General features: G+C 40.8%; 18 protein-coding genes and 1 other annotated feature. Of the genes, 13 read left to right on the top strand and 5 right to left on the bottom strand.

The annotated features are described in order from the left end of the window. Positions 1 to 15 precede the first annotated feature (15 nt). Both DWZ33_RS10535 and DWZ33_RS10530 read right to left on the bottom strand, forming a co-directional pair. Positions 16 to 1,284 carry a UDP-N-acetylglucosamine 1-carboxyvinyltransferase gene (locus DWZ33_RS10535; protein WP_022938697.1) on the bottom strand — a complete coding sequence of 423 codons (1,269 nt, stop codon included), beginning with the start codon at positions 1,282 to 1,284 and terminating at the stop codon, positions 16 to 18. A gap of 210 nt (positions 1,285 to 1,494) precedes the next feature. Beyond that, a complete protein-coding gene (locus DWZ33_RS10530) occupies positions 1,495 to 3,759 on the bottom strand; it encodes a sensor domain-containing diguanylate cyclase (protein ID WP_118454784.1) in 2,265 nt (754 codons plus the stop codon). 263 nt (positions 3,760 to 4,022) lie between these two features. On the opposite strand from DWZ33_RS10530, the gene DWZ33_RS10525 reads away from it, so the two are divergent. From DWZ33_RS10525 to DWZ33_RS10505, 5 genes are all read left to right on the top strand, one after another. Then, positions 4,023 to 5,507, top strand: coding sequence for a DUF1846 domain-containing protein (locus tag DWZ33_RS10525; RefSeq protein ID WP_022938699.1), 1,485 nt, complete (start codon positions 4,023 to 4,025; stop codon positions 5,505 to 5,507). 302 nt (positions 5,508 to 5,809) lie between these two features. Continuing rightward, positions 5,810 to 7,537 (top strand): efflux RND transporter periplasmic adaptor subunit, encoded by a 1,728-nt coding sequence (locus DWZ33_RS10520; RefSeq protein ID WP_118454783.1) that lies wholly within the window; start codon positions 5,810 to 5,812, stop codon positions 7,535 to 7,537. Beyond that, positions 7,537 to 8,211, top strand: coding sequence for an ABC transporter ATP-binding protein (locus DWZ33_RS10515; protein WP_022938701.1), 675 nt, complete (start codon positions 7,537 to 7,539; stop codon positions 8,209 to 8,211). Before DWZ33_RS10520 ends, DWZ33_RS10515 begins: the two co-directional genes overlap by 1 nt. A gap of 8 nt (positions 8,212 to 8,219) precedes the next feature. Continuing rightward, the gene (locus DWZ33_RS10510; RefSeq protein WP_118454782.1) at positions 8,220 to 9,392 is read left to right on the top strand and encodes an ABC transporter permease; all 1,173 of its coding nucleotides are present in this window, start codon (positions 8,220 to 8,222) and stop codon (positions 9,390 to 9,392) included. Positions 9,393 to 9,404: 12 nt separating this feature from the next. Beyond that, complete coding sequence (locus DWZ33_RS10505) at positions 9,405 to 10,538, top strand: S-layer homology domain-containing protein (protein WP_118454781.1); 1,134 nt, start codon at positions 9,405 to 9,407, stop codon at positions 10,536 to 10,538. A 135-nt stretch (positions 10,539 to 10,673) separates the two neighbouring features. Here DWZ33_RS10505 and DWZ33_RS10500 read toward each other — a convergent pair whose 3' ends face one another. Beyond that, positions 10,674 to 11,162: a DUF3284 domain-containing protein gene (locus tag DWZ33_RS10500; protein ID WP_022938704.1), complete on the bottom strand. Its 489-nt coding sequence runs from the start codon at positions 11,160 to 11,162 to the stop codon at positions 10,674 to 10,676. A 161-nt stretch (positions 11,163 to 11,323) separates the two neighbouring features. Between DWZ33_RS10500 and DWZ33_RS10495 the strand changes: the two genes are divergently transcribed. The 8 genes from DWZ33_RS10495 to DWZ33_RS10460 all read left to right on the top strand — a co-directional run bounded on the left by DWZ33_RS10495 (position 11,324) and on the right by DWZ33_RS10460 (position 19,811). Then, entirely contained in the window at positions 11,324 to 11,815 is a 492-nt protein-coding gene (locus tag DWZ33_RS10495; protein WP_022938705.1) for an Lrp/AsnC family transcriptional regulator, read from the top strand. Further along, on the top strand, positions 11,815 to 12,978 hold the full coding sequence (locus DWZ33_RS10490; protein WP_022938706.1) for an aminotransferase class I/II-fold pyridoxal phosphate-dependent enzyme: 1,164 nt from the start codon (positions 11,815 to 11,817) through the stop codon (positions 12,976 to 12,978). Before DWZ33_RS10495 ends, DWZ33_RS10490 begins: the two co-directional genes overlap by 1 nt. A gap of 172 nt (positions 12,979 to 13,150) precedes the next feature. After that, the gene (locus DWZ33_RS10485) at positions 13,151 to 14,878 is read left to right on the top strand and encodes an ATP-binding protein (RefSeq protein WP_118454780.1); all 1,728 of its coding nucleotides are present in this window, start codon (positions 13,151 to 13,153) and stop codon (positions 14,876 to 14,878) included. Between the two features lie 288 nt (positions 14,879 to 15,166). After that, complete coding sequence (locus DWZ33_RS10480; RefSeq protein ID WP_118454858.1) at positions 15,167 to 15,841, top strand: response regulator transcription factor; 675 nt, start codon at positions 15,167 to 15,169, stop codon at positions 15,839 to 15,841. Beyond that, positions 15,828 to 16,838: a sensor histidine kinase gene (locus tag DWZ33_RS10475; protein ID WP_022938709.1), complete on the top strand. Its 1,011-nt coding sequence runs from the start codon at positions 15,828 to 15,830 to the stop codon at positions 16,836 to 16,838. Before DWZ33_RS10480 ends, DWZ33_RS10475 begins: the two co-directional genes overlap by 14 nt. 110 nt (positions 16,839 to 16,948) lie before the next feature. Continuing rightward, positions 16,949 to 17,194 (top strand) — a binding site (T-box leader). 39 nt (positions 17,195 to 17,233) lie between these two features. Then, positions 17,234 to 18,268, top strand: a complete 1,035-nt coding sequence (locus DWZ33_RS10470) for a methionine ABC transporter ATP-binding protein (RefSeq protein WP_118454779.1) — start codon at positions 17,234 to 17,236, stop codon at positions 18,266 to 18,268. Beyond that, positions 18,262 to 18,942: a methionine ABC transporter permease gene (locus tag DWZ33_RS10465; protein ID WP_022938711.1), complete on the top strand. Its 681-nt coding sequence runs from the start codon at positions 18,262 to 18,264 to the stop codon at positions 18,940 to 18,942. Before DWZ33_RS10470 ends, DWZ33_RS10465 begins: the two co-directional genes overlap by 7 nt. Positions 18,943 to 18,959: 17 nt before the next feature. Further along, entirely contained in the window at positions 18,960 to 19,811 is an 852-nt protein-coding gene (locus DWZ33_RS10460) for a MetQ/NlpA family ABC transporter substrate-binding protein (protein WP_022938712.1), read from the top strand. Positions 19,812 to 20,037: 226 nt separating this feature from the next. Here DWZ33_RS10460 and gndA read toward each other — a convergent pair whose 3' ends face one another. Together gndA and DWZ33_RS10450 are read right to left on the bottom strand one after the other, a co-directional pair. Next, positions 20,038 to 21,444 (bottom strand): NADP-dependent phosphogluconate dehydrogenase, encoded by a 1,407-nt coding sequence (gene gndA, locus DWZ33_RS10455; protein WP_118454778.1) that lies wholly within the window; start codon positions 21,442 to 21,444, stop codon positions 20,038 to 20,040. Between the two features lie 210 nt (positions 21,445 to 21,654). Next, positions 21,655 to 22,638, bottom strand: a complete 984-nt coding sequence (locus DWZ33_RS10450; protein ID WP_118454777.1) for a D-isomer specific 2-hydroxyacid dehydrogenase family protein — start codon at positions 22,636 to 22,638, stop codon at positions 21,655 to 21,657. Between the last annotated feature and the right edge of the window lie 209 nt (positions 22,639 to 22,847).

Here is a 22,847-nt window from a genome sequence, read left to right as displayed (position 1 = left end):
AACAATGCATATATCTTAAATCGTTTCTCGCCAGATTTTAGCACCCAGTGCTTCTAATTTACCGTCAAGGTTTTCATAACCACGGTCAATATGATATACAGCATGTATTTCAGTAACACCATCAGCAATCAAACCGGCAATCACTAAACAAGCACCGCAGCGCAGATCGGTTGCCTCTACCACACTGCCGGATAAACGGCTTGGCCCATTGATAAAAGAGGAAGGAATCCGCACATCAATATCCGCACCCATTTTATTCAATTCCTGACAATGCTTAAAGCGTTCCGTATAAATCGTTTCAGTAATTACCGACTGGCCGTGCGCCTGCGTCAGCAAGGCAGTCAGCGGCTGTTGGATATCAGTCGCGAAGCCCGGATACGGCAAAGTTTTAATATCCGTACACTTTAAAGGCTGATCACCGCGGCGAATCGTTACCTTATCCACATCAACCTTAATATCGATACCAATTTCCTGCAGCTTAGAAAGCAGACTTTCAAGATGAGCCGGAATAATATTTTCAACCGTCATCTCATCAGCCGCAGCCGCCGCCAGTACAATATATGTGGCAGCCTCAATACGGTCTGGAATAATCTCATGGAAACATCCATCAAGATGATCCACACCATCAATCGTAATCACATTCGTACCAACACCGCGAATCTTTGCGCCCATTTTATTAAGCAGGGTTGCGACATCAATAATTTCCGGTTCCTTGGCGGCATTCTCAATAATCGTACGGCCCTGCGCATAAACGGCAGCCATCATGATATTGATTGTAGCACCCACTGAGGAAATATCGAGGAATATCTTATTGCCGATCAGCTTATCAGCCGTAATCTCATAAGCGCCATGCTCATACTTCACCGCAGCGCCCAGCGCTTCAAAACCTTTAAGATGTAAATCAATTGGCCGCGGCCCCAGATAACAGCCGCCCGGCATTTTCATTACAACCTTGCCATACTTACCCAGCAAAGCGCCCATGAAATAATAAGATGCCCTAAGCTTCTGCACCGCATCCTGAAGCATTGGCTTATTTTCCATATGCGTAGGATCAATAACGATATGATCCTTACTTTCCTTAATACAAACATCAACACCCAAATCACGAAGTAAAACGGAGAGTGACTCAACATCCGAAATATTCGGAACACCGCAGATCGTTACCGGCCCATTTGCCAGAATCGCTGCCGGGATCAATGCTACCGTAGCATTCTTAGAGCCGCTGATTTTAACGCTGCCTCTTAATCGATGCCCACCTTCGATTTTAATTACTTCTTCACTCATAAAAAACCCTCCATCTGCTTCTATCTTATTCATCAGCCTGTCATCGTGACACACACTGTTTTTTTCACTCCTATTGTATCATAAAAGCGATTGCTTCAACATCTAAAAAATTTAACTTATCCTTAAGCGATCCGTTCAATATTATACACGATCAAACAAGTACCGTCTTTTGGAATCAGCTGTAATATTTTCCAATTAAACGATCCGCCTTTAATTATGAATGCTGATGCGATTCTTCCCGCTGCGCTTGCTTTCATAAAGCGCCTGATCAGCACTCTCATATAAATCAGCAAAATTATGATGCTGCTGATCAATAAATGCAATACCGATACTGACTGATATCCTCAGTTCGACACGTTCAGGCAGCTTAATATTTTGAATATCTGCCAAGATCCGCTCTGCGATATCCATAACATCCTGCCGTTTGTCACCCTTTAAATAAGCAACAAATTCATCACCGCCAAAGCGGGCGATCGATATTTCACACAAACCGTTATGATCGCGGATATCACGCAGATGATAAGCAACCTGCATCAGCAGCTCATCGCCTGCATTATGTCCCAATGTATCATTCACCAGTTTAAATTCATCGAGATCCATCATAAAGAAAGCCGCCGTCTGATTCAGCGATAAGCTGTTTAAATCATCATTTACCAGCTGTTCAAAAGCCGTTCGGTTATACAGGCCGGTCAGCGGATCTCTTTCAGACTTAAATTTAAGCTCCATGCGTCTTCGCTTTTCCTCGTTAATATTCATCGTATAACATAATAGCATCGGTGTCTGATTATCTAATGTGTAAAAACTAAATACACTCTCTACCCAGATAAAATCTTTTACCTCATGGCGCCGGTTAATGCGATATTCAATGCGCTGTTCCCTGCCTTCCGCAAATTCACGCTTCAAATTAGTAAAATTCATTGCCTCGGCAACCATTTCAGCATCATCCTCATGAACAATTTTCAGCATTGCCAAACAAATCTCATCATAATTTGCTTCAACCGCATCCTGAATCATGCCATCACGCGTGTAGCTGCAGATAATCTTGCTGTCAAGATTCAGTGTCCAAACACTGATAGCTTCATGGAACAGCGCTTCTTTCATGCTGATTTCCTGTTCCAGCTGACGGCGTTTGCGCACATCATCGCTGATATCTTCCACTATGCCCAGAATATTTTTACCGTCGGCTTCTGAGGGCAGCTTGGCCAGCGTAAAACGGAACCAGTGCGGCTCATCAAACTTTATCCCTGAACTAATTTCAAAGACGGCTTTTTCAGCGCCATCCGCCATCTGGCTCAGTGCGTCCAACAGTTTCTCTTTTTCCGTCTCATTCAGACAACGGTTTTCAAACACCAGCTTGCTGAAAGGACACAAACTGTCATAATCACAAAGCGCTTTGATATTTCTTTCCTTCAAGAAATAGGCGGCATCCTTTTGTATATCATATTCAAACATCGTCGCAAAGGAGTGCTGGAGCGCCAGCTCAAACATTCGATTGCTGCGTTCCACTGATCGTTTGGCTTCTATCGTTCCTTGATAAGAACGGTTTGCCAAATAATAATAAGCGGCAAAGAAACAGATAAAGGTCAAAACCAGCTTAATGGTCAGATAATAAGCAGACTTTGAAAGCTTCTCATTTTGAACCAGTAAATTATCACTGGATACCAGAGTAAACAAATACCAATTATTAATAGGCAAAGGACGGATATACACATAACGATGCTGGCTGCCAATACTCAGATAAAAGCTGCCCGTCTCGTTATTCATCATCATAGCCTGTAATTCATCAACCGTTATGCCGGGATCATCCATCGATTTGAGGTAGTCATAATAATTACGGCCGTCATACAGTGAATCCTGATGCTCACTCTGCTGAATCATTGTACCATCAGCCGCGATGACATAATAATACGCGTTGCTTTGGAAAGTTGTATTCAAGCTTGTATCAGCAATCTTTTCAATCGACATGGTCGCGATGAATTCACCTGCCAGCTCACCATTATTAAAAGCCGGAACATAGTAGCTGATGACTTTTTGATTCATCGATCCCAGCTGATAAACATCACTGATGCCTTCCTGCCCAAAAAGCGATGAATCATAAAAACGCAGATCTGCCAGTGAGCTTTCTATGCCGCTGACAGCCAGCTGCTGATTCTCCTTATCAATAAGTAAAAACTGATTGAAATGATCATTATCCATCAGCTTTTCCATCACTTCATAGCGAGCATTAGCGTCTGTTTCCTGAATCAGATAGTCCGCAGTAAAGCGAAGATTAACCAGTCTGTCATTGACTTGACGGATTATGGAGTCACTTCCCTGATTGGCGCTTTCCATAAGATAGCTTTGTGTGATAGCTTCAACCTGATAATCAGTACGGCGATTAAAGTCATAGAGGAAAATCACAGTGAGGATTGATAATAAACAGATCCCAATCGCTATAATCTTACGGCTATGCAGCAGCAACTTATCATTCTCCATAACGCTCCCCCCCAATTTTGGAACATTAAATCATTTTGATTCATCAAAATGAACCTCTTTCTATCATAATATCACATTGTTTGGATTTTTGCTGAATTAATGTAAATTTCAATACCATTCCTTATATATAAAAGAGAATTTATAAATAATTGAAACCAATGAAAGACTTACTCTTATTTTGTAATTATTTATTCTCAATATCTTTTTATAAAAGATCAATTATGGTAAAATAGTTAAGGTTATGGCAAGAAAAGAGGGATAGTATGAAAAAAATTGGTTTTGATAATGATCTGTATCTGAAATTACAATCCAAACATATTCAGGAACGTATTTCACAGTTTGATAATAAGCTGTATTTAGAGTTTGGCGGCAAGCTTTTTGATGATCATCATGCTTCCCGTGTATTGCCTGGTTTTCAGCCGGACAGCAAGTTAAAAATGCTGCTGACGCTGAAGGATCAGGTAGAGGTGCTGATCGTAATCAGTGCCGGTGATATTGAAAAGAATAAAGTCAGAAGTGATCTTGGCATTACATATGATGTGGAGGTATTAAGACTGATTGACGCATTCCGCGGCGTAGGTCTTTATGTCGGCAGCGTTATTATTACACAATATACCAATCAGCCATCAGCTGATGCATTTAAGAAACATTTAGAACAATTAGGCATTAATGTCGCGCTGCATTATCCGATTGCCGGTTATCCAAACAGTGTTTCAGTCATTGTTTCGGATGAAGGATATGGCAAGAATGATTATGTAGAAACAACGAAGCCTTTAGTCGTTGTGACAGCGCCGGGGCCTGGCAGCGGTAAGATGGCGACTTGTCTTTCACAGCTTTATCATGAGCATAAGCATAATGTGAAAGCCGGATATGCGAAATTTGAGACATTTCCGATATGGAATCTGCCTTTAAAGCATCCGGTAAATCTGGCATATGAAGCGGCTACCGCTGATTTGAATGATATTAATATGATTGACCCGTTCCATTTGGAGGCTTATGGTGAAACAACGGTTAACTACAACCGAGATGTAGAGATTTTCCCAGTATTAAATGCTATTTTTGAAAGAATTGTCGGGGTATCGCCTTATAAGTCACCTACGGATATGGGGGTTAATATGGTTGGCAAGTGCATTGTCGATAATGATGTCTGCATCAAAGCCAGTCAGGATGAAATTATCCGCCGTTATTATCAGGCGCTGGTGGATCAGAAAAAGGGCTACGCCGATGAAGCGACAATTAATAAAATTGAAATTGTTATGGGACAGGCGAATGTGGAAACTTCTTCACGGCGCTGTGTCAAACCGGCACTGGATAAGGCTGAGCTGACTGATGCTCCGGCTATGGCAATTGAATTAAATGACGGACGAATCGTAACAGGTAAGACAACTTCATTGTTAGGCTCTGCCAGTGCCGCTATTCTTAACGCGTTGAAACATTTAGGGAATATTGATGATCAGATTCCTTTAATCTCACCGAGCATCATTGAACCAATTCAGAAGCTGAAAGTAGAAAATCTAGGCAATAATAACCCGCGTCTGCATGTAGATGAAATATTGATTGCCCTGGCAATTTCAGCTACTACCAATCCATTGTCACATTTGGCAATGACTCAGCTTGAAAAACTAAAAGGCTGTGAAGCTCACTCCAGTGTAATCTTATCTGATGTAGATATGAATGTTTTCAGAAAACTGGGTATTAATTTAACGTGTGAGCCAAAGTATCATACAAAAAAGCTTTATCATAAATAAAAGATTTAAAAGAAACTTTACAGATAAGCTGCATATAGCACACCCAATCAAAAAGGGCGTGCTTTTTTTGTGTTTATGTAAACCAAATTATTTAATCACATTAAACAAAACTACGCCAATGATTTTTTCATTAAGCATTTTGTAAGGGTTATAGTATACATACTTAAAACCGTGCCTTTCATTGACTTTTCTTATTTGCTCAGGTAATTCTTGGTATTTTCAGCTAATTTTCACTTAGCCAACAAATATCATTCACTTGCTAACCGTATTGTATATGATATGAAAAGGAGAGTGTTTCTGAGATGAATCTAAAAGTCCAACTACCTAAAAAGCTTCCTAATATCCATTTCACAAAAAAGAGGGCAGCCATTTTATGCTGTGCGGTACTGATTGGCGCATCAGGGGTCGTTTATGCCTTAAAGGTAAGCGGCAGCAGCAATGAAGTAATTTATACACCCTATACTTTGGATACTGGCAGCATTACCACCAGTATCAGCGGCAGCGGTACTTTAACGGCCGCTAAAACCTATACCTTAACCGCCAATGTTAAGGGCGAGGTGCTCAGCGATGATTTTGAGATCGGTGACAGTGTCAGCGAGGGACAAGTCCTTTATGAATTAGATAACAGCGATGCTGTTGAGGAATTAAACAACACGAGTCTTTCCCTGAAGCAGCAGCAGTTAACCACTCAGCAGGCACAGACAGCGCTCACCAATTTAACTATTACCGCACCGCTTTCCGGACTAGTCAGCGAGGTTTATGTCAAGGTCGGAGAAAGTGTTAACAGCGGCACAAAAATTGCCGAGATTGTCAACAATGAGGATTGCACACTGCGGCTTCAGTTTAACGCCTCAGATATTGATTCAATAAAGATCAACGATACAGCAGCGGTATACTTGCTGAGCAGCGGTGAAACAGTCAGCGGGACAGTCAGCAAGATCAACAGCGGTGCTTATTATAACAGCGCGAATGCTTATGTAAGTGATGTGGAAATCAGCTTCACAAATCCAGGCGGTATTACTGAGCTTGACAGTGCGGCGGCAATCGTCAACGGCATCGCGGGCAATAATGAGGGAAGCATCAGCTTTAATTCTTCGGCAACCCTGACAGCAAAAACATCAGGCGAAATCACTGCTTTAAATATTGATACAAATGATTATGTCAATCAAGGGGATCTTTTGGTACAGCTTGAAAATGACAGCACTGTACTGCAGGGAGAATCAGCGGCGCTTTCACTCTCCAATGCCGAACAAAGCTATAAGAATAAAGAAGAAAAGCTTGCTGAATATACCATTACCGCACCTTGCAATGGTACCGTTTTAAGCAAGAATATACAGGCTGGCGATACGATTAATGAAGCGGGAACGACAATGGCTATCGTCGCTGATCTTTCCAGTATGAAATTCACTATGAGTATTGATGAATTAGATATTAAAAATGTCTCTGTGGGACAAAAGGTCACCGTAACAGCCGATGCCGTAAATAAGGTTTATACCGGTGAAATTACAGCCATCGTATTAAATGGTACAACCGCTAATGGTGTAACGGTGTATCCTGTAACGGTTACCTTAGAAGAGTGTGATGAATTATTGCCGGGAATGAATGTAACGGCACAGATTATCACTCAGGAAGCTAATGATACATTGCGTGCGCCAATCAGCTGTGTTTCCCGCAATGATATGCTGCTGATTGATGAAGCAAGCGCTAAGTCTTTAAATGCGGAAACTGCCGAATCTATTCAAAGCGCTGAAGTAGGCCAAATCATTAAATCTGATGATTATAAGGGATATTACTTTTTGAAAGTGGAATCCGGTCTGTCAAACAGCAGCTATACCGCGATTTTAGATGGTGCAAAGGAAGGGCTGACTGTTTATGCGGTATCAAATGCCAGCGGCAATACCAGCAACAGTGAACCAAATATGATGAATATCGGTAAAGATTCTTCATCCGGCGGTGCTTTCTCATTTGACGGCGGCGGCATGGGCGGCCCGCAAGGCGGCGGTATGGGCGGCCCAGGAGGAATGCAGTGATGATTGAATTTAAAAATGTATACAAAATCTATCATATGGGTGACAGTGAGGTAAGGGCCATTGACGGCATTTCTTTCACTATTGATAAAGGGGAATTTGTGGCCATTGTCGGTCAGTCCGGCTCCGGCAAATCAACATGCATGAATATCATCGGCGCTCTTGACCTGCCCAGTGAGGGTGAATATTTACTTACCGGTTTAAACATCACCCGCTATGATGAAGATCAGCTGGCTCAAATCCGCAACCGCACATTAGGTTTTATTTTCCAGCAATACAATTTAATCCCCAAGCTTAATGTTTATGAAAATGTTGAATTGCCGCTGATTTATGCCAATGTGCCGGAAAAAGAACGCTATGAAAAGGTTATCCGCGCGTTAGAACGGGTCGGGCTTGCCAACCGAATGAGGCATTATCAGCATGAATTATCCGGCGGTCAGCAGCAGCGGGTATCCATTGCCCGTGCCTTAGTCAACGATCCAAGTGTAATTTTAGCGGATGAACCTACCGGTGCCCTTGATTCTAAAACCGGCATTGAGGTGCTGGAACTATTGAAACAATTAAACAATGAAGGGAATACGATCGTTTTGATTACCCATGATAATTCAATTGCCCATCAGGCGAAGCGAATGATTCAGATTCATGATGGCAAAGTAGTCAGCGATACGCTGAATTAGGTGTGCCTATGCAAGTGAAACAAGCATTTAAAATGGCCGTGAAAAGCATTAAAGGGAATCGCTTCCGTTCCTTTCTGACGATGCTGGGAATCATTATCGGCGTTGCCTCAGTTATCGTTTTAGTTGCCCTAATCAATGGCTTCTCAAGTGACATGAGCGAATCCTTTTCAACCCTGGGCACCGAATTAATTACAGTCAATATTACCGGTCGTTCCGCTGATAATCAGGTTGCTGTTGATGAAATGATTGAGGTGCTTGACAGTTCAGAGAATTTGGCTTATTGTTCACCGCAGGTCAATATCTCAGTAACTGCAAAGGCGGATAATGAAAATGTCTCAACTACAGCTTTCGGTGTTAATGAAGATTACACCAGCATTAAGGGTTATCAGCTTAATGAAGGCAGATTGCTGCAGTATGGGGATACCAAAAACCGGCTCAAGGTGGCAGTGATCGGCACTTATATAGCCGACACATTATTCAGCGGCAAGAGTCCGATCGGCAAATCAATTAAGCTTAACGCGGAAAGCTATGAAATTGTCGGTGTACTTGAAGAGAAGGCAGACAGCAGTGAGGGCAGCGATGATGATATCGTTCTGATTCCCTACTCAGCCGCCTCCCGTCTGACCCGCAATTCAACCATTTCTTCTTATCTGTTCAATGCCTCAAGCAGCACCAGCGTAGAAGCTGGGATCAATGATATTCAAGCATTTCTGAATACGAAGTTTACCAGCTCTGATTATTACCGCATCAGCAGCGCCGCTGAATCACTGGAACAAGTTAATTCATTAACCTCGACACTGACACTTGTATTAGTGGGGGTAGCCTCCATTTCCCTTTTGGTCGGCGGTATCGGCATCATGAATATCATGCTTGTATCAGTCAGCGAAAGAACTAAAGAAATTGGTATTCGTAAATCTTTAGGCGGAAGATACCGTGATATTCTGACTCAGTTTGTAATTGAAGCGGGACTGACCAGCGCCATGGGCGGGGTAGCCGGAATCTTCCTTGGTATTATTTTAGCCTACATCGCATCAGGTCTTTTAGGTATGACAGTAAAAATATCACTGTTATCCGTTGCCGTCTCATTCAGCGTTTCAGTGGGTATCGGCATCCTTTTCGGCTATTCACCAGCCCGCAAGGCTGCGCGTCTAAGTCCGATTGAAGCGCTGCGTTATAGTTAGGAGAATAAGCAAATGAAAAAATTAATTACCGCGGCTTTAAGCATGCTGCTGGTATTGGGGAATGCACAGCCAGTGCAAGCCGCAGCCAGTTCAATCTATGAGATTTTAGTATTAATGAATTTACTGACCTATGACAGTGATAATACAATCAGTGAAACAACACCGATTTCACGAGCCGAATTTGCCAAGGCACTGTATCTTCTGGCCGGTTATGGTACAACCGCTGCCAATTCCTACACCTCTCCCTTTAGTGATGTTTCGTATTCAAATCAATATGCAGGATATATTAAAACCGTTGCCTCATTAGGTTATATGAGCGGTTATGCGAAAGGCTATTTCAAACCGGATCAGACAATTACCACTGATGAAGCAATTAAATCACTCCTGCTGATACTGGGCTATTCAGCAAATGAAATCGCTGGATCAGACTTGCTTTATCAGACAGCCAGAATTAAAGGGTTATTGGATAATACAGCATTGAATGTCAATCAGCAATTGACTAAGGGTGATTATGCCCAGCTGATTTACAACGCGCTGTCAGCTGCTTTAAAAAACAGCAATCAAACACTTGCCCAGTCTTTAGGTTATACGCTGCGCAGTGATTCCTTAAGTTTATCCGATGTTATCGATGTCAATGCTGTGGGGCCGATTGCCCTGACCGGTTCAGCATCTGCCAGTGATTTCGGTTTGACTTCACCAACTACCTATCTCAATGGTGTAGAAAAAAGCGTATCAATGCGTAAGGGTGATGTTGTGTATTATTCCACTGAAACAAATAAATTATGGGTATACCGCAATTATGCATATGGCACGATTACCCAAATCAGCGCTAATCTGGAAGATGTTACCTCCTTTACTGCCGGCGGTAATTACACTTGTTCCACCGATGTCATCAAGGAACTATTTGCCGCCAATAAGCTGCGAGTCGGATATCCGGTAAGAATCAGTCTTGACCGTGACGGCAATGCCGCCTATGCCAGCTATTATGAACAAGAAAGTGATACCGACAGCACAAGCTCAAATTCAAATTCCGGCAATAATTCAGGAAACCCTTCAAGTTCCACCGTTGTTTATGTCAATGATGGCTATGTCTATCTTACGATTGACGGTAAAACATATACTTTTGAATTAAATTCCGCATCATAAAAATGATTCCTCCTAAGCAGTACAAATTGCGAAGGGGGAATCATTATTTATTATAATATATTTTCTTTAATCGCTGATTGAAAACAAATCGCTTTGAAGCATTGTCTGAATCATTAAACCTGGTATGCTTAATGCTTAGCTTGCATTCTCTTCTGCTGAATCCTCTTCTGCAGCCTTGGCAGCATCCCGATGCTTATTCTTAATCACCTGATCGATTTCCTTAAGCATGCGCTTTGCTCTGCGCTTGATTTTACGCTGATAGAAAAAATCTGATACTTTAAACAAGAAACCATGTTCTTCAACCTTAGCCTTAAAATCCTCATAGTAACAAACTTCACATAGACCATTTTCTTCAGATTCAAAACGCATCCCCATTGTAATCGTACCACTATTTGTCTGAACCTTTAAATTATAACCCTTTTCAGGATCAAGCTCAGTCAGATGATAATGATAATCAACTGTATGCTTTCCTTTTTTCTGATGCTTTGTATGCTTAAAACCCTTCTTTAAAGATGATTTATTAATTTTCTTATTCGAGGATTGACTCACTTCATAATACAAAGAATCCAGAACAATATCATAAACCTCAGCTTTTGAACCGCTCAACAGCATATACATTTCCATGACTTATTCCCTCTTTCTTTCCTTATCATAACATAAGTACATATGCATACTCAATCACTCATCTTCTTGTTTCAGTTTGTTTCATTAAATTATGATAATTTATCATTTACTAGAAATCTTTTTCAAGGTACAATAGGAATAGAATGTTGAGAGGTGAACTTATGGAAGAAAAAGTATTATTATCACTCATAGAAAAGAATGCCAGAAGGACGGTGAGTGATTTAGCGGATATTTTACAGGAAAGTGAAGAAAACATCTTAGATACCCTCACTGAACTTGAAAAAGAAAAGGTCATTAATGGTTATCATACCATCATTAACTGGGATCGGGCTAATGTTGACCGTGTAACTGCCGTCATTGATGTGAAATGCTCACCGGAACGTGATTATGGCTATGACCGCATCGCTTCGATGATTTATGCCTATCCAGAAGTGGATACAATGTATCTGATGAGCGGCAAAACTGAGTTTATTGTAATTATTTACGGCAAGAGTATGCAGGAAATTGCGAACTTTGTCGGCAGCAAGCTGGCAGTTGTAGATGGTGTTACGGGTACGTCTACTAACTTTGTGCTGAAGCAGTATAAATCAGCTGGAGTAATCTTTGACCAAAATGAAGATGATGAAAATGAAAGGTTAATTGTGACGCCCTAATGTATGAAGAATTACTAAGCGATAAGGTCAAAGTTCTTAAACCTAGCGGTATCCGTAAATTTTTTGATTTGGCAGCTACCCGTGAAGGGGTTATTTCACTCGGTGTAGGCGAGCCTGATTTTGCGACACCATGGCATATCCGTGAAGCCGCTATTTATTCTATCAAACAAGGTAAAACGTTCTATACCGGCAATGCTGGACTGCTGCCGCTGCGCAGGGAAATCTGCAGCTATATGCACCGGCAGTTTAATCTGGACTATGATCCGGTAAAAAATGTCATTGTGACAGTCGGCGGTTCAGAAGCCATTGATATTACCTTAAGAGCCATTGTGAATCCAGGTGATGAAGTTATTTTGCTTCAGCCATGTTATGTAGCTTATGAGCCAAGTGTGATTCTTGCCGATGGGGTGCCTGTTTTTATTGAATTAAAAGAAGAGAATCAGTTTAAACTGACCGCTCAGCAGTTAGAAGCGGCAATCACTGATAAAACAAAGGCAATTCTGCTGAACTTCCCTTCCAATCCTACCGGCGGGGTGATGACGCGTGAAGATTATGCACCGTTAATTCCGATTATCAAGAAACATAATCTGATTGTGATCAGTGATGAAATTTATGCGGAATTAAGCTATTCTGAAAAACATTGTTCACCGGCTAATTTTGATGAGATCAAGGATCTTACTATTATCATCAGCGGTTTTTCTAAGGCTTTTGCGATGACTGGCTGGCGGCTTGGCTATATGCTTGCTAATGAAACCTTTATAACCCAGATTTTAAAGATTCATCAATATGTTATTATGTCGGCACCGACAGCCGCGCAATTCGGCGCGATTGAAGGTCTTCGCAATGGTCAGCGCCATGTTGATGAGATGGTGGAGCAGTATAAGCTGCGGCGTAATTTCATTGTTAATGGCTTTAACCGCATCGGTTTAAAAACACATATGCCGGAAGGTGCCTTTTATATTTTCCCAAGTATTAAATGCACTGGACTCAGCTCATTAGAATTCTGTGAGCGCCTGCTTGAGGAACAGAATGTTGCCTGTGTACCGGGTGATGCCTTTGGATCTGCAGGTGAAGGGTATATCCGTGTTTCCTATGCATACAGCATTGAAGAAATCAAAGGTGCGCTGGAAAAAATCGGCGAATTTATGAAACAATTCCAATAAATAGAAAAACTCTCCGCGGAGAGTTTTTTATTAGTTAAACTGTTTTTTTAATTTGCGCAAAACCTCATGAATCAATGGAAAACCTTGTAAATATGATATACTAATCATATATGTAAAGCATAAATTTTATAATAATATAATCATAAAGCTGGGGCTTAGGGATGGAATTCATATGAATAAATATAAAATCAGAAAAGTCATACCTGTTTTCTTTACAGCTCTCTTCTGCATCATCGCTCTGGTGATGCTTACTACCATCTGGAGTCTGCAGGGAAACGCGAGAGTAATCAATTATACCGGCATTATCCGCGGAGCCTCACAGCGGCTGGTTAAACAGGAAATGGCGATGCAGCCCGATGATGAACTGATCGTTAGGCTGGATGCTATTCTCAGTGAACTGGCAAGCGGCCATGGGGATAACAAACTCACCAAGCTGCCTGATGAACAGTATCAGCAATATATTAAACAGCTGCAGGCTGCCTTTGATACACTGAAGGATGAAATCATGATTGTACGCCAAAGCGGTGACAGTCAGCAGCTATATACGTTAAGCGAGGATTTTTTCGTATTATCTGATCAGGCGGTATCGGCCGCGGAAAACTATTCCCATCATCAAGTCAATCATGCCCTGATCTTATTCATGATCCTCAGCGCTGCCTTTTTGATGCTGATTTTATTGTTTTTGAAATTTGAGAAGCAGCAGCGGCTGACTCAGGTTGCTTTAGAAAGTGCTGAACATGCAAATAAAGCTAAAAGTGAATTCCTTTCTAATATGTCGCATGAAATCAGAACACCAATGAACGGCATTATCGGTATGACTGAAATCGCTCGGCGCAATGCCGATAATAAACCAAAGCTTTTAGACAGTCTGGATAAGATAGATCTGTCCTCTGCCTATCTGATGTCATTGATCAATGATGTATTGGATATGTCAAGAATTGAAAGCGGCAAGATTGAGCTTGATGATCAAGTCTTTGAATTACCGGAAGTGCTTGACCGCATTCATAGTATGTTTGCGCAGAAGGCATGTGATGCAGATGTTGATTTCACTATCAGTCATAAAGATATCAGTGTTCATACATTGATTGGTGATGAACTGCGAATCAGTCAGATTTTAGTTAATATAATTTCTAACGCTTTAAAATTTACACCTAAGGGCGGCTCAGTAACACTGGAAGTAAGAGAAAAAGAGTTATCAGATGATACCGCTAATATTGAATTTATCATTACTGACAGTGGCATCGGTATCAGTGAAGAATTCCAAAAACGTATTTTTGAACCCTTTGAACAAGCTCAGGCATCTACGGTGAAGCAATATGGCGGAACAGGACTTGGCTTGGCAATCAGTGGCAAGTTTGCGAAAATGATGGGCGGCGATATTCAGTTACAAAGCAAGCTGAACGAAGGCTCTCGCTTTATCGTCAATATACCCTTAAAACGGCCGCCGGTGGAAGCTGACATACCCGTGATTGATGATTATACACCTAATATTGATTCTTTACAGAATATCCGTGTACTGCTTGCGGAGGATAATGAAATTAATTCTGAGATCGTGGTCACTATGCTTGAAAGCTGTCAGGCGGCTGTTGATCCGGTTTTCAATGGTGCTGAGGCGGTAAAACAATTTGAAGACTCTCCAGAAGGTACATATCAATTAATTCTGATGGATATTCAGATGCCGGAAATGAATGGACTGGAAGCCACCAGAACTATCCGTTCCCTAGATCGTGATGATGCCAATGAGGTTTTAATCATTGGTTTATCGGCGAATGTATTTAAACAGGATGTAGACAATGCCCTGCAAAGCGGCATGAATGATTATCTTGGCAAGCCGATTGATATGAATCATTTATTTGAAGCAATCAGCACTCACTTAGCTTATGCAAATCCAGATCAGTGATCTGGATTTTTGTGTATGAACCTTACAAAAATGATAGCTTTCTGTTAGCTGATTCGATGGGTAAAACACTGATTCTATCGTATACTAAAGCCATAAAGGAGGAATGCAGGATGAAACATTTACTAAATAATATCAGAATCATCTTTTGTATTCTGGTACTTGGCTATACAGAAAAGGAGTTTGGGATGTAACATGGAAATAATGATACAAATTATAAAGGGAACACTTCATCGTTTAAAAGTTTTTATTTGGATGCTGATGTAGTGTTATAATGATGGAGAGGTGAACATCATGCATATTATGATAATTGAAGATAATGAGAAGATCAGGAATGAGCTTAGTGATTTTCTGCAGAAAAATGGATATAAGACATCAGCACCTGATGATTTTGAACATATTCTTGAAAGCATTGATCAGCTTAAGCCTGATCTTTTGCTGCTTGATCTGAATCTGCCGGTCATGGATGGACATTATATATGCCGGGAGGTACGCAAAAAAAGCTTTATTCCAATCTTGATTGTCACCAGCCGTGATTCGGAAATCGATGAGCTTGTCTCGATGAATCTGGGAGCTGATGACTATATTACCAAGCCTTACAATCTGCAGATCTTATTAGCTAGAATCGCATCAATCCTGAAACGCGCTTATGCCAGCAATCCCCAGCAGCTAATTGTCCGTAACGTAGCCTTGGATATTTCAAAAAGTGTAGTCAGCTATAAGGGACAGAGCGTTGAGCTTACTAAAAATGAATTGCGAATCCTGCATTGTCTGTTTACCAATAAGAATCAAATTGTATCAAGATATAATCTGATGCAGCATATGTGGGACTGCGATTGTTTTGTCGATGACAATACATTAACCGTGAATATCAACCGGCTGCGTAAAAAACTGGAATATCTGAAGCTTGATGATTTAATTCAGACAAGACGGGGATTGGGGTATATGGTTGATGAAAACAATTGAGTTTATTAAGGAAAAATTCTTGCTGCTTGTGGCGGCGATATTAGTTTATTTGGCAATGCTTAGCTTTATGCTGATCACTAAAATACAGATTGAAATCGTTTTAGTCATAACTTTTCTGTTTTGGTCGTATACCTTAGGCAGCTTTGTTGTGGAATATATGCGGCGAAAGAATACTTATGATGAATGGATGATGACAATGGAAAAGCTTGATCAGAAGTATTTATTAAGCGAATGCATGGAAGAGCCTAATTTTTTAGATGGTAAAATTCTTTATGAGCTGCTTAAGGAATGTGATAAATCGATGCTTGATCATGTGAATGAGTATAAGTATCGGCAGCTTGATTATAAAGAATACATTGAAATGTGGGTTCATGAAATTAAAACACCCTTGGCGGCGGCAAAGCTGATTCTTGAAAATAACCCATCTCCGGTTAGAGATTCCCTGCTTGAAGAAGTCAATAAGGTTGAGGATTATGTGGAACAGGCTTTATTCTATGCCCGTTCCTCTACCTTGGAAAAGGACTATATTATTAAAAAATTTACGCTTGAGGAAATGGTAAATAAAGTAATCCGCAAACATTCGAAGATTTTCATCATGCGGGGCATCGGTTTAAAGCTGGAAAATCTTGATCTCAATGTTTATACAGACAATAAATGGGTTGAATTTATTCTTGATCAGATTCTTGTCAATGCGTTAAAATACTGCGATGCCAGTCAGCCGCAGATTGAAATCTGTGCTTGTCAGTATGCTAACTCTGTCCTGCTTGAGATCAAAGATAATGGCAGCGGGGTTGCTGATAATGAAATCGGCAGAGTGTTTGACCGTGGGTTTACCGGCAGCCGGGGCCGCAAGCAGGAAGCGTCAACGGGTTTGGGCCTTTATCTTTGCAAACAGCTTTGCAACAAGCTTAATCTTGGTATTGATTTTCGAATGAGCGGCCATCAGACCATCGTCGGCATTACCTTCCCGCTGAATACATATAATTTAGCTGATTAAATGAACAGCTAGAATGATTTGTTTTCAGTCAAAGTCATTAATGTGAAAATTCATAATTTTTCAGAAACCAGTTGACTTATTTTCACGAAAATGATAATGTAATAGCATTAAGAAACACAAGGAATTGAAGAGTAGCTTTAATGCAAGTCAAAACAGAGAGTTTATGGTTGGTGCAAATAAACAAGAGGCGCTTAAAGTGAAGATGGTCAAGGAGTGGCACAGGTGAAAGGCAGTAGCTTGTGACGGCAGCACCCGTTAACGTGATAGAGTATAACTGATGATTCAGCGTACTTGATGAGATATTGTTTGTGAGAACAATATGAACCTGGGTGGTAACACGATAACTCGTCCCTATATGGAGACGAGTTTTTTTATAGATAAGGAGTGAAACCATTATGATTAAACTAAATCACATCACCAAAACCTTTCAGACACCAAGTTTAGAGGTTCATGCTTGTAAAGATGTTACATTGGATATTGGCGCCGGTGAAATTTATGGGATTATCGGATTTTCCGGTGCCGGTAAATCAACACTTGTGCGCTGTATCAACCTGCTTGAAAGACCTACCAGCGGTCAAGTCAGTGTTGACGGCATTGAGCTGACGGCTTTGCCTGAAAAAGAGCTTAGGGCAGTGCGTAAAAAGATCGGTATGATCTTCCAGCATTTCAATCTGATGCGTTCCCGCACAGTCGCTCAAAATATTGCTTACCCCTTAAAAGGCAGCGGTTTGAGTAAGGATGAGATCAACAAAAAGGTAAATGAACTGCTGAAGCTGGTTGATCTTGAAGAAAAAGCCAATGTTTATCCTTCACAATTAAGCGGCGGTCAAAAACAGCGTGTGGCAATAGCCCGTTCACTGGCTAATGATCCAAAGGTCTTGCTTTGTGATGAAGCAACCAGTGCCCTTGATCCGCAGACGACTAAATCAATCCTGCGATTGCTGAAGCATGTCAATGAGCAGTTAGGAATTACTATCGTATTGATTACTCATGAAATGGCTGTAATTAAAGAAATATGCAATCGAGTGGCAGTCATGGAAAATGGCGAGGTTGTAGAAGAGGGCAATATTCTTGATGTATTCTCTTCGCCTAAACAGCAGGTAACCCGTGATTTCATCGATTCCACATCGACGATTAATAAGATCTATGAACTGATTGAAACAGATGATCCAATCGTCCAGCTGGCAAAGGGCGAAAGCCTTGTCATCCTGCATTATACAGCCGGCAATACCGATAAGGCATTGATTTCCGATGTATCAAGACAGTTCAATATTGATTCAAATATTGCGTTCGGCAATATCGAAATTATTCAAAATACACCGCTTGGCAGCTTAGTGGTGAAGCTCAGCGGTGAAGAAGAAAATATTCAGAAAACAATTCTCTATTTAAGAGAGCATAATGTGAAAGTTGAGGTGCTGAAAACATGCTAGACTTCCTAACTCAGCTGATGCCTAACGTTATTGATAAGTGGCCCGCTTTCGTTCAGGCATGTGTTGAATCACTTCAGATGATTGCCTTTTCAGGCATTATCTCCTTTGTATTTGGCCTGATCTTTGGCGTTACGCTTACAGTTACAAATAAAGATGGCATCCTGGAAAATCGAATCATCTGGACGATTCTTGATAAGCTTGTCAATATCTTCCGCGCCATTCCCTTCATTATATTGGTTGCTTTGCTGATGGATATGACCCGCGCAATTGCCGGTACAACAATTGGTGTCCGCGGCGCAATCTTCCCATTGATTATGGGTACGGTTCCTTTCTTCTCAAGACAGATTGAGTCTGCGCTGGCGGAAGTTGATTACGGATTAATTGAAGCTAGTCAGTCGATGGGCGATTCCCCATTTCAGACAATCATCCGCGTTTATTTAAAAGAAAGTATTCCAGGTATCATCCGTGCCACAACCATAACCCTTATTTCACTGATCGGTCTGACTGCCATGGTCGGCGTTGTCGGCGGCGGCGGTATCGGTAACTTTGCGATTCAATATGGTTATTCACGGCATCAGACAGATATTACCTATGTATCCTGTATCGTTATCTTAATCTTTATTACTTTGATTCAGTCAATAAGCAACGTACTGATTCAGAAAACTACACATTAGAAAAGGAGAAAACTAAAATGAAAAAATTATCAAAAATCTTATGTGCATGCCTATTATCACTTTCCCTTGCTGCCTGCAGCTCCAATGACAAACCAAGTGATCAGACAGAGGGTAATAACCCAACCGATGAAAGAATCACGGTTAAGCTGGGTGTTGTTGGTACAACAAATGAATGGTGGGACCCGGCTATCGCTGCGTTAAAAGAAGAAGGCATTGACCTGCAGCTCGTTGTGTTTTCTGAATATGTACAGCCAAACCGCGCTTTATCAGAAGGTGAAATTGACTTAAATGCATTCCAGCACTATGCTTATTTAAACAAAGAAATTGAAGAAGTAGGATACGATATTACCGCTATCTCCGATTCAATCATCGCCCCATTTGGTATTTATTCTAAGAAGATTGCATCTTTAGATGAATTAAAAGACGGTGATCAAATCGCAATTCCACAGGATCCGACAAACGGCGGCCGTGCCTTAAAGGTTCTTGAACAGGCAGGGTTGATCAAGGTTGATCCGGCAGCTGGTTATACACCAGAGGTTAAGGATGTTACAGAGAATAAGTTAAATCTTCAGTTTGTACAGGTTGAGGCAAGTCAGACAGCGGCATTGCTTGATGATGTAGCGGCTGGCTTCATCAATGGCGCTCATGCGGTTGATAATGGATATACACCAAACCAAGACGCAATTTATATTGAACAGGTTGTAGAAGGCGGCGATAACCCATATATTAATGTGATTGTTGCCAGAACAGCTGATAAAGATAACGAAACTTATAAAAAGGTCATTGAAGCATTCAAAACTGCTGAAACTGTTAAGGTTATTGAAGATGTTTATAAAGGTGCTTATAAGCCAGCATTTACATTAGAATAAGACGTGAATATCAAAAGACAGGGTCTCGCCTGTCTTTTTTAATGCTCATTTAAACCTGTCTACCCTCAATATGAAAGCGTCTATAAAAATTATTTGACAGTGTTTTTGTACCATCGGGGAAGCTGAATCTTTTGAATTTTTAATACTTAAGCTATTATGTCCTTTTGTAATATAAAACAGCGGCAATCCTAACGATCCCGCTGTTCTGTACTTTTATTTACTGTGTTTACTCCCAATGTGTATGGAAGAAGCCCGGTTTATCCACTCTTTCATATGTGTGGGCGCCAAAGTAATCACGCTGTGCCTGAATCAGATTAGCACTTGTCCTAGCACTGCGATAGCCATCAAAATAAGCAATGGTACTCAGCATTGCCGGTGCATAAATGCCGCTCTCAATAATATTGGCCGCAATCTTGCGCCATGCCTTTTGAGCTGCCAGTAATTCATTACTGAATTTCTTAGTCATCATCAGATTTGGTACAGCTTCCTCATCATATGCTTTCTTGATTTCTTCCAGGAAATCAGCTCTGATAATACAGCCTTCACGCCAAATCATAGCAATTTCGCCAAAATTCAGTGTCCAGTCATTTTCCTTAGCCGCTTCCTTTAACAATTCAAAACCTTGGGCATAGCAGCAAATTTTAGCTGCATATACCGCCTGTTCTAATTCATTTATGAAAGCTTCTTTATCATCAATTTCAAGTGTCGATTCAACATTAAAGACCTTGCTTGCCTGTACTCTTTCATCCTTAATCGCCGATATATATCTTGCGAATACCGATTCAGCAATTGTAGGAATTGCGGAACCAATATCCAAACCTTCCATGCTTGTCCATTTACCGGTACCCTTTTGACCAGCCCGATCCAAAATAATATCTACCATATATTCTCCGGTTTCTTCATCACGGCGTTTCAGAATTTCTGCAGTGATTTCAATCAGATAAGATTTAAGTTTACCTTTATTCCAACGTTCAAAAATATGCTGAATCTCTTCTACGCTGAACCCTGCACCATTGCGCATTAAATCATAGGCCTCACAGATAATTTGAATATCCGCATATTCAATACCATTATGTACCATTTTGACATAATGCCCTGAACCATCCTTGCCGATATAGGTACAGCAAGGCTTACCATCTTTTGCTTTTGCCGCGATGTCTAAAAAGATTGGTTCTACAACCTGATAGGCTTCATAATTACCTGAAGGCATCATGCTTGGACCTTTCAATGCGCCCATTTCACCGCCCGATACACCAACACCGATAAAGTGCAGACCAAGCTGCTGCAGTTCCTGAAATCTGCGGATCGTATCTTTATAGAATGAATTACCGCCATCAATGATAATATCGCCCTTTTCCAATACATCCTTTAAACCATCAATTACCAGATCAACCACCTTACCGGCGGTAACCATTAAGAAAACACAGCGGGGTTTCTGTAACGATGCCACAAATTCATGCAGATCATAACAAGGTACGACAGCTTGATTTTCAATCTTTTCCTTCATGAATTTCTCAGTAACCTCATGACTTTTGTTGAATACAGAAACCTGATAGCCATGATTCATCATATTCAGCGCTAAGCTTTGACCCATTACACCTAACCCATAAACACCAATTCTGCTCTTTTCCATTTTGCCACTTCCTTATCTTTTCTTGAATAATTCATCACATTATTCATGCCTAATTTCTTAGGATTATATTTTTTGGCTTAAATACAGTCTGCTTTCTGTATGAAAACCATTGATGATAACTTAACTATTTATTAATCATTGAATCTATTAATAATCATACACCCATGTGATACTAACAGCAATTGACACGACCATACAGCATCTAATTCTTTATAAAACTACTTTACAGCAGTCAGGCATCATGTTATTGACAACCCTCTCTACATCACTGACACATTTATTACCCATCCCCTCAAGGCATTCTATGGTATATGCGGAGGTATGCGGTGTTATGATGACATTATCATAACGGAAATAAGGATGTGAATTGTCTGAGGGTTCATCATGCATTACATCCACTGCCATTCCCTTCACAATACCTGATTCTATTGCTCTGCACACAGCTTCCTCATCAATCAGATCACCGCGTGCTGTATTAGTGATATAAACACCCTTTTTCATCTTATTGAAAGCTTCATCATTTAAAATATGATAAGAAGTCTCATTTAATGTACAGTTTAAAGAGATTACATCCGCTTCTCTCAATAAAGTTTCAAGGTCAGCCTCTTCAATATCATGTGCCGCTGCCCATGCTTTATCCAATAACGGATCACAGGCAAGCAATCTTGAATTAAAACCATGTTTCAGAATTTCCGCGACCCGGCTGCCAATATTTCCGCAGCCAATCACACCAATTGTCTTGCCGCTCAAACCATGACCTACAAACTGCGCGCGTTCAGACCAGCGATTTTCACGAGCCGCGTTGACTGCCTCAACAGTCATCCGCATAACACACAAGAGATTTGCAACCGCATTTTCAGCAACCGCGTCTCGTTCAATCAGCGGCCAAACAATGGAAACCAAGGTGTTATGCTTCTTGGCAGCTTCTAAATCTACATTGTTATAACCTATACCATGACGGGAAATCAGCAGCAATTCATCCTTATATTCGAAGAACTCCTGATCAAAGAAAGGGGTAATAGAGGCAATGATGATATTATAACCGCTTAATCTCTCTGCAAGTTCTTTGCCATGCATGGCTCCATCCACCGTTATACGCTTAACTTCACCGATTTTCTCTAAACGTTCCATTTGCGATGGAAAACGTCTGCCAAAACTGCTTGAATTAACGATTGCGATACGATAATTGCCCATATGAATCTCCTTTACATGCAGTCTGTAAACATGAATCTTAGTTATCAACCATGATTGATAACCTTATGGCTATATACTAACACAAAATATTTTTTTGTAAATATAAATTATAGAAAAAATATTTTTTTCTTTGCTATGAACGGTTTAAGCATCCAGAATATCGTCCTTGAATTATTATTCATATGCTTTTATGAAGAAAATCTTTTTCT

Origin of the sequence: Dielma fastidiosa (genome assembly GCF_003475485.1) — a bacterium.
Classification (GTDB): Bacteria; Bacillota_I; Bacilli_A; order Erysipelotrichales; family Erysipelotrichaceae; genus Dielma; species Dielma fastidiosa.
Note: the sequence above shows the minus strand (reverse complement) of the source record. Positions and strands in the feature narration are given on the sequence as shown.

Bases quoted from the DNA above. Each gene is read 5' to 3' on its own strand.
- DWZ33_RS10505 (WP_118454781.1), top strand. From the start codon at position 9,405: ATGAAAAAATTAATTACCGCGGCTTTAAGCATGCTGCTGGTATTGGGG.
- DWZ33_RS10485 (WP_118454780.1), top strand. From the start codon at position 13,151: ATGAATAAATATAAAATCAGAAAAGTCATACCTGTTTTCTTTACAGCT.
- DWZ33_RS10470 (WP_118454779.1), top strand. From the start codon at position 17,234: ATGATTAAACTAAATCACATCACCAAAACCTTTCAGACACCAAGTTTA.
- DWZ33_RS10520 (WP_118454783.1), top strand. From the start codon at position 5,810: ATGAATCTAAAAGTCCAACTACCTAAAAAGCTTCCTAATATCCATTTC.
- DWZ33_RS10515 (WP_022938701.1), top strand. From the start codon at position 7,537: ATGATTGAATTTAAAAATGTATACAAAATCTATCATATGGGTGACAGT.
- DWZ33_RS10525 (WP_022938699.1), top strand. From the start codon at position 4,023: ATGAAAAAAATTGGTTTTGATAATGATCTGTATCTGAAATTACAATCC.
- DWZ33_RS10510 (WP_118454782.1), top strand. From the start codon at position 8,220: ATGCAAGTGAAACAAGCATTTAAAATGGCCGTGAAAAGCATTAAAGGG.
- DWZ33_RS10530 (WP_118454784.1), bottom strand. From the start codon at position 3,759: ATGGAGAATGATAAGTTGCTGCTGCATAGCCGTAAGATTATAGCGATT.
- DWZ33_RS10500 (WP_022938704.1), bottom strand. From the start codon at position 11,162: ATGGAAATGTATATGCTGTTGAGCGGTTCAAAAGCTGAGGTTTATGAT.
- DWZ33_RS10465 (WP_022938711.1), top strand. From the start codon at position 18,262: ATGCTAGACTTCCTAACTCAGCTGATGCCTAACGTTATTGATAAGTGG.
- gndA (WP_118454778.1), bottom strand. From the start codon at position 21,444: ATGGAAAAGAGCAGAATTGGTGTTTATGGGTTAGGTGTAATGGGTCAA.
- DWZ33_RS10475 (WP_022938709.1), top strand. From the start codon at position 15,828: ATGAAAACAATTGAGTTTATTAAGGAAAAATTCTTGCTGCTTGTGGCG.
- DWZ33_RS10490 (WP_022938706.1), top strand. From the start codon at position 11,815: ATGTATGAAGAATTACTAAGCGATAAGGTCAAAGTTCTTAAACCTAGC.
- DWZ33_RS10460 (WP_022938712.1), top strand. From the start codon at position 18,960: ATGAAAAAATTATCAAAAATCTTATGTGCATGCCTATTATCACTTTCC.
- DWZ33_RS10450 (WP_118454777.1), bottom strand. From the start codon at position 22,638: ATGGGCAATTATCGTATCGCAATCGTTAATTCAAGCAGTTTTGGCAGA.
- DWZ33_RS10495 (WP_022938705.1), top strand. From the start codon at position 11,324: ATGGAAGAAAAAGTATTATTATCACTCATAGAAAAGAATGCCAGAAGG.
- DWZ33_RS10535 (WP_022938697.1), bottom strand. From the start codon at position 1,284: ATGAGTGAAGAAGTAATTAAAATCGAAGGTGGGCATCGATTAAGAGGC.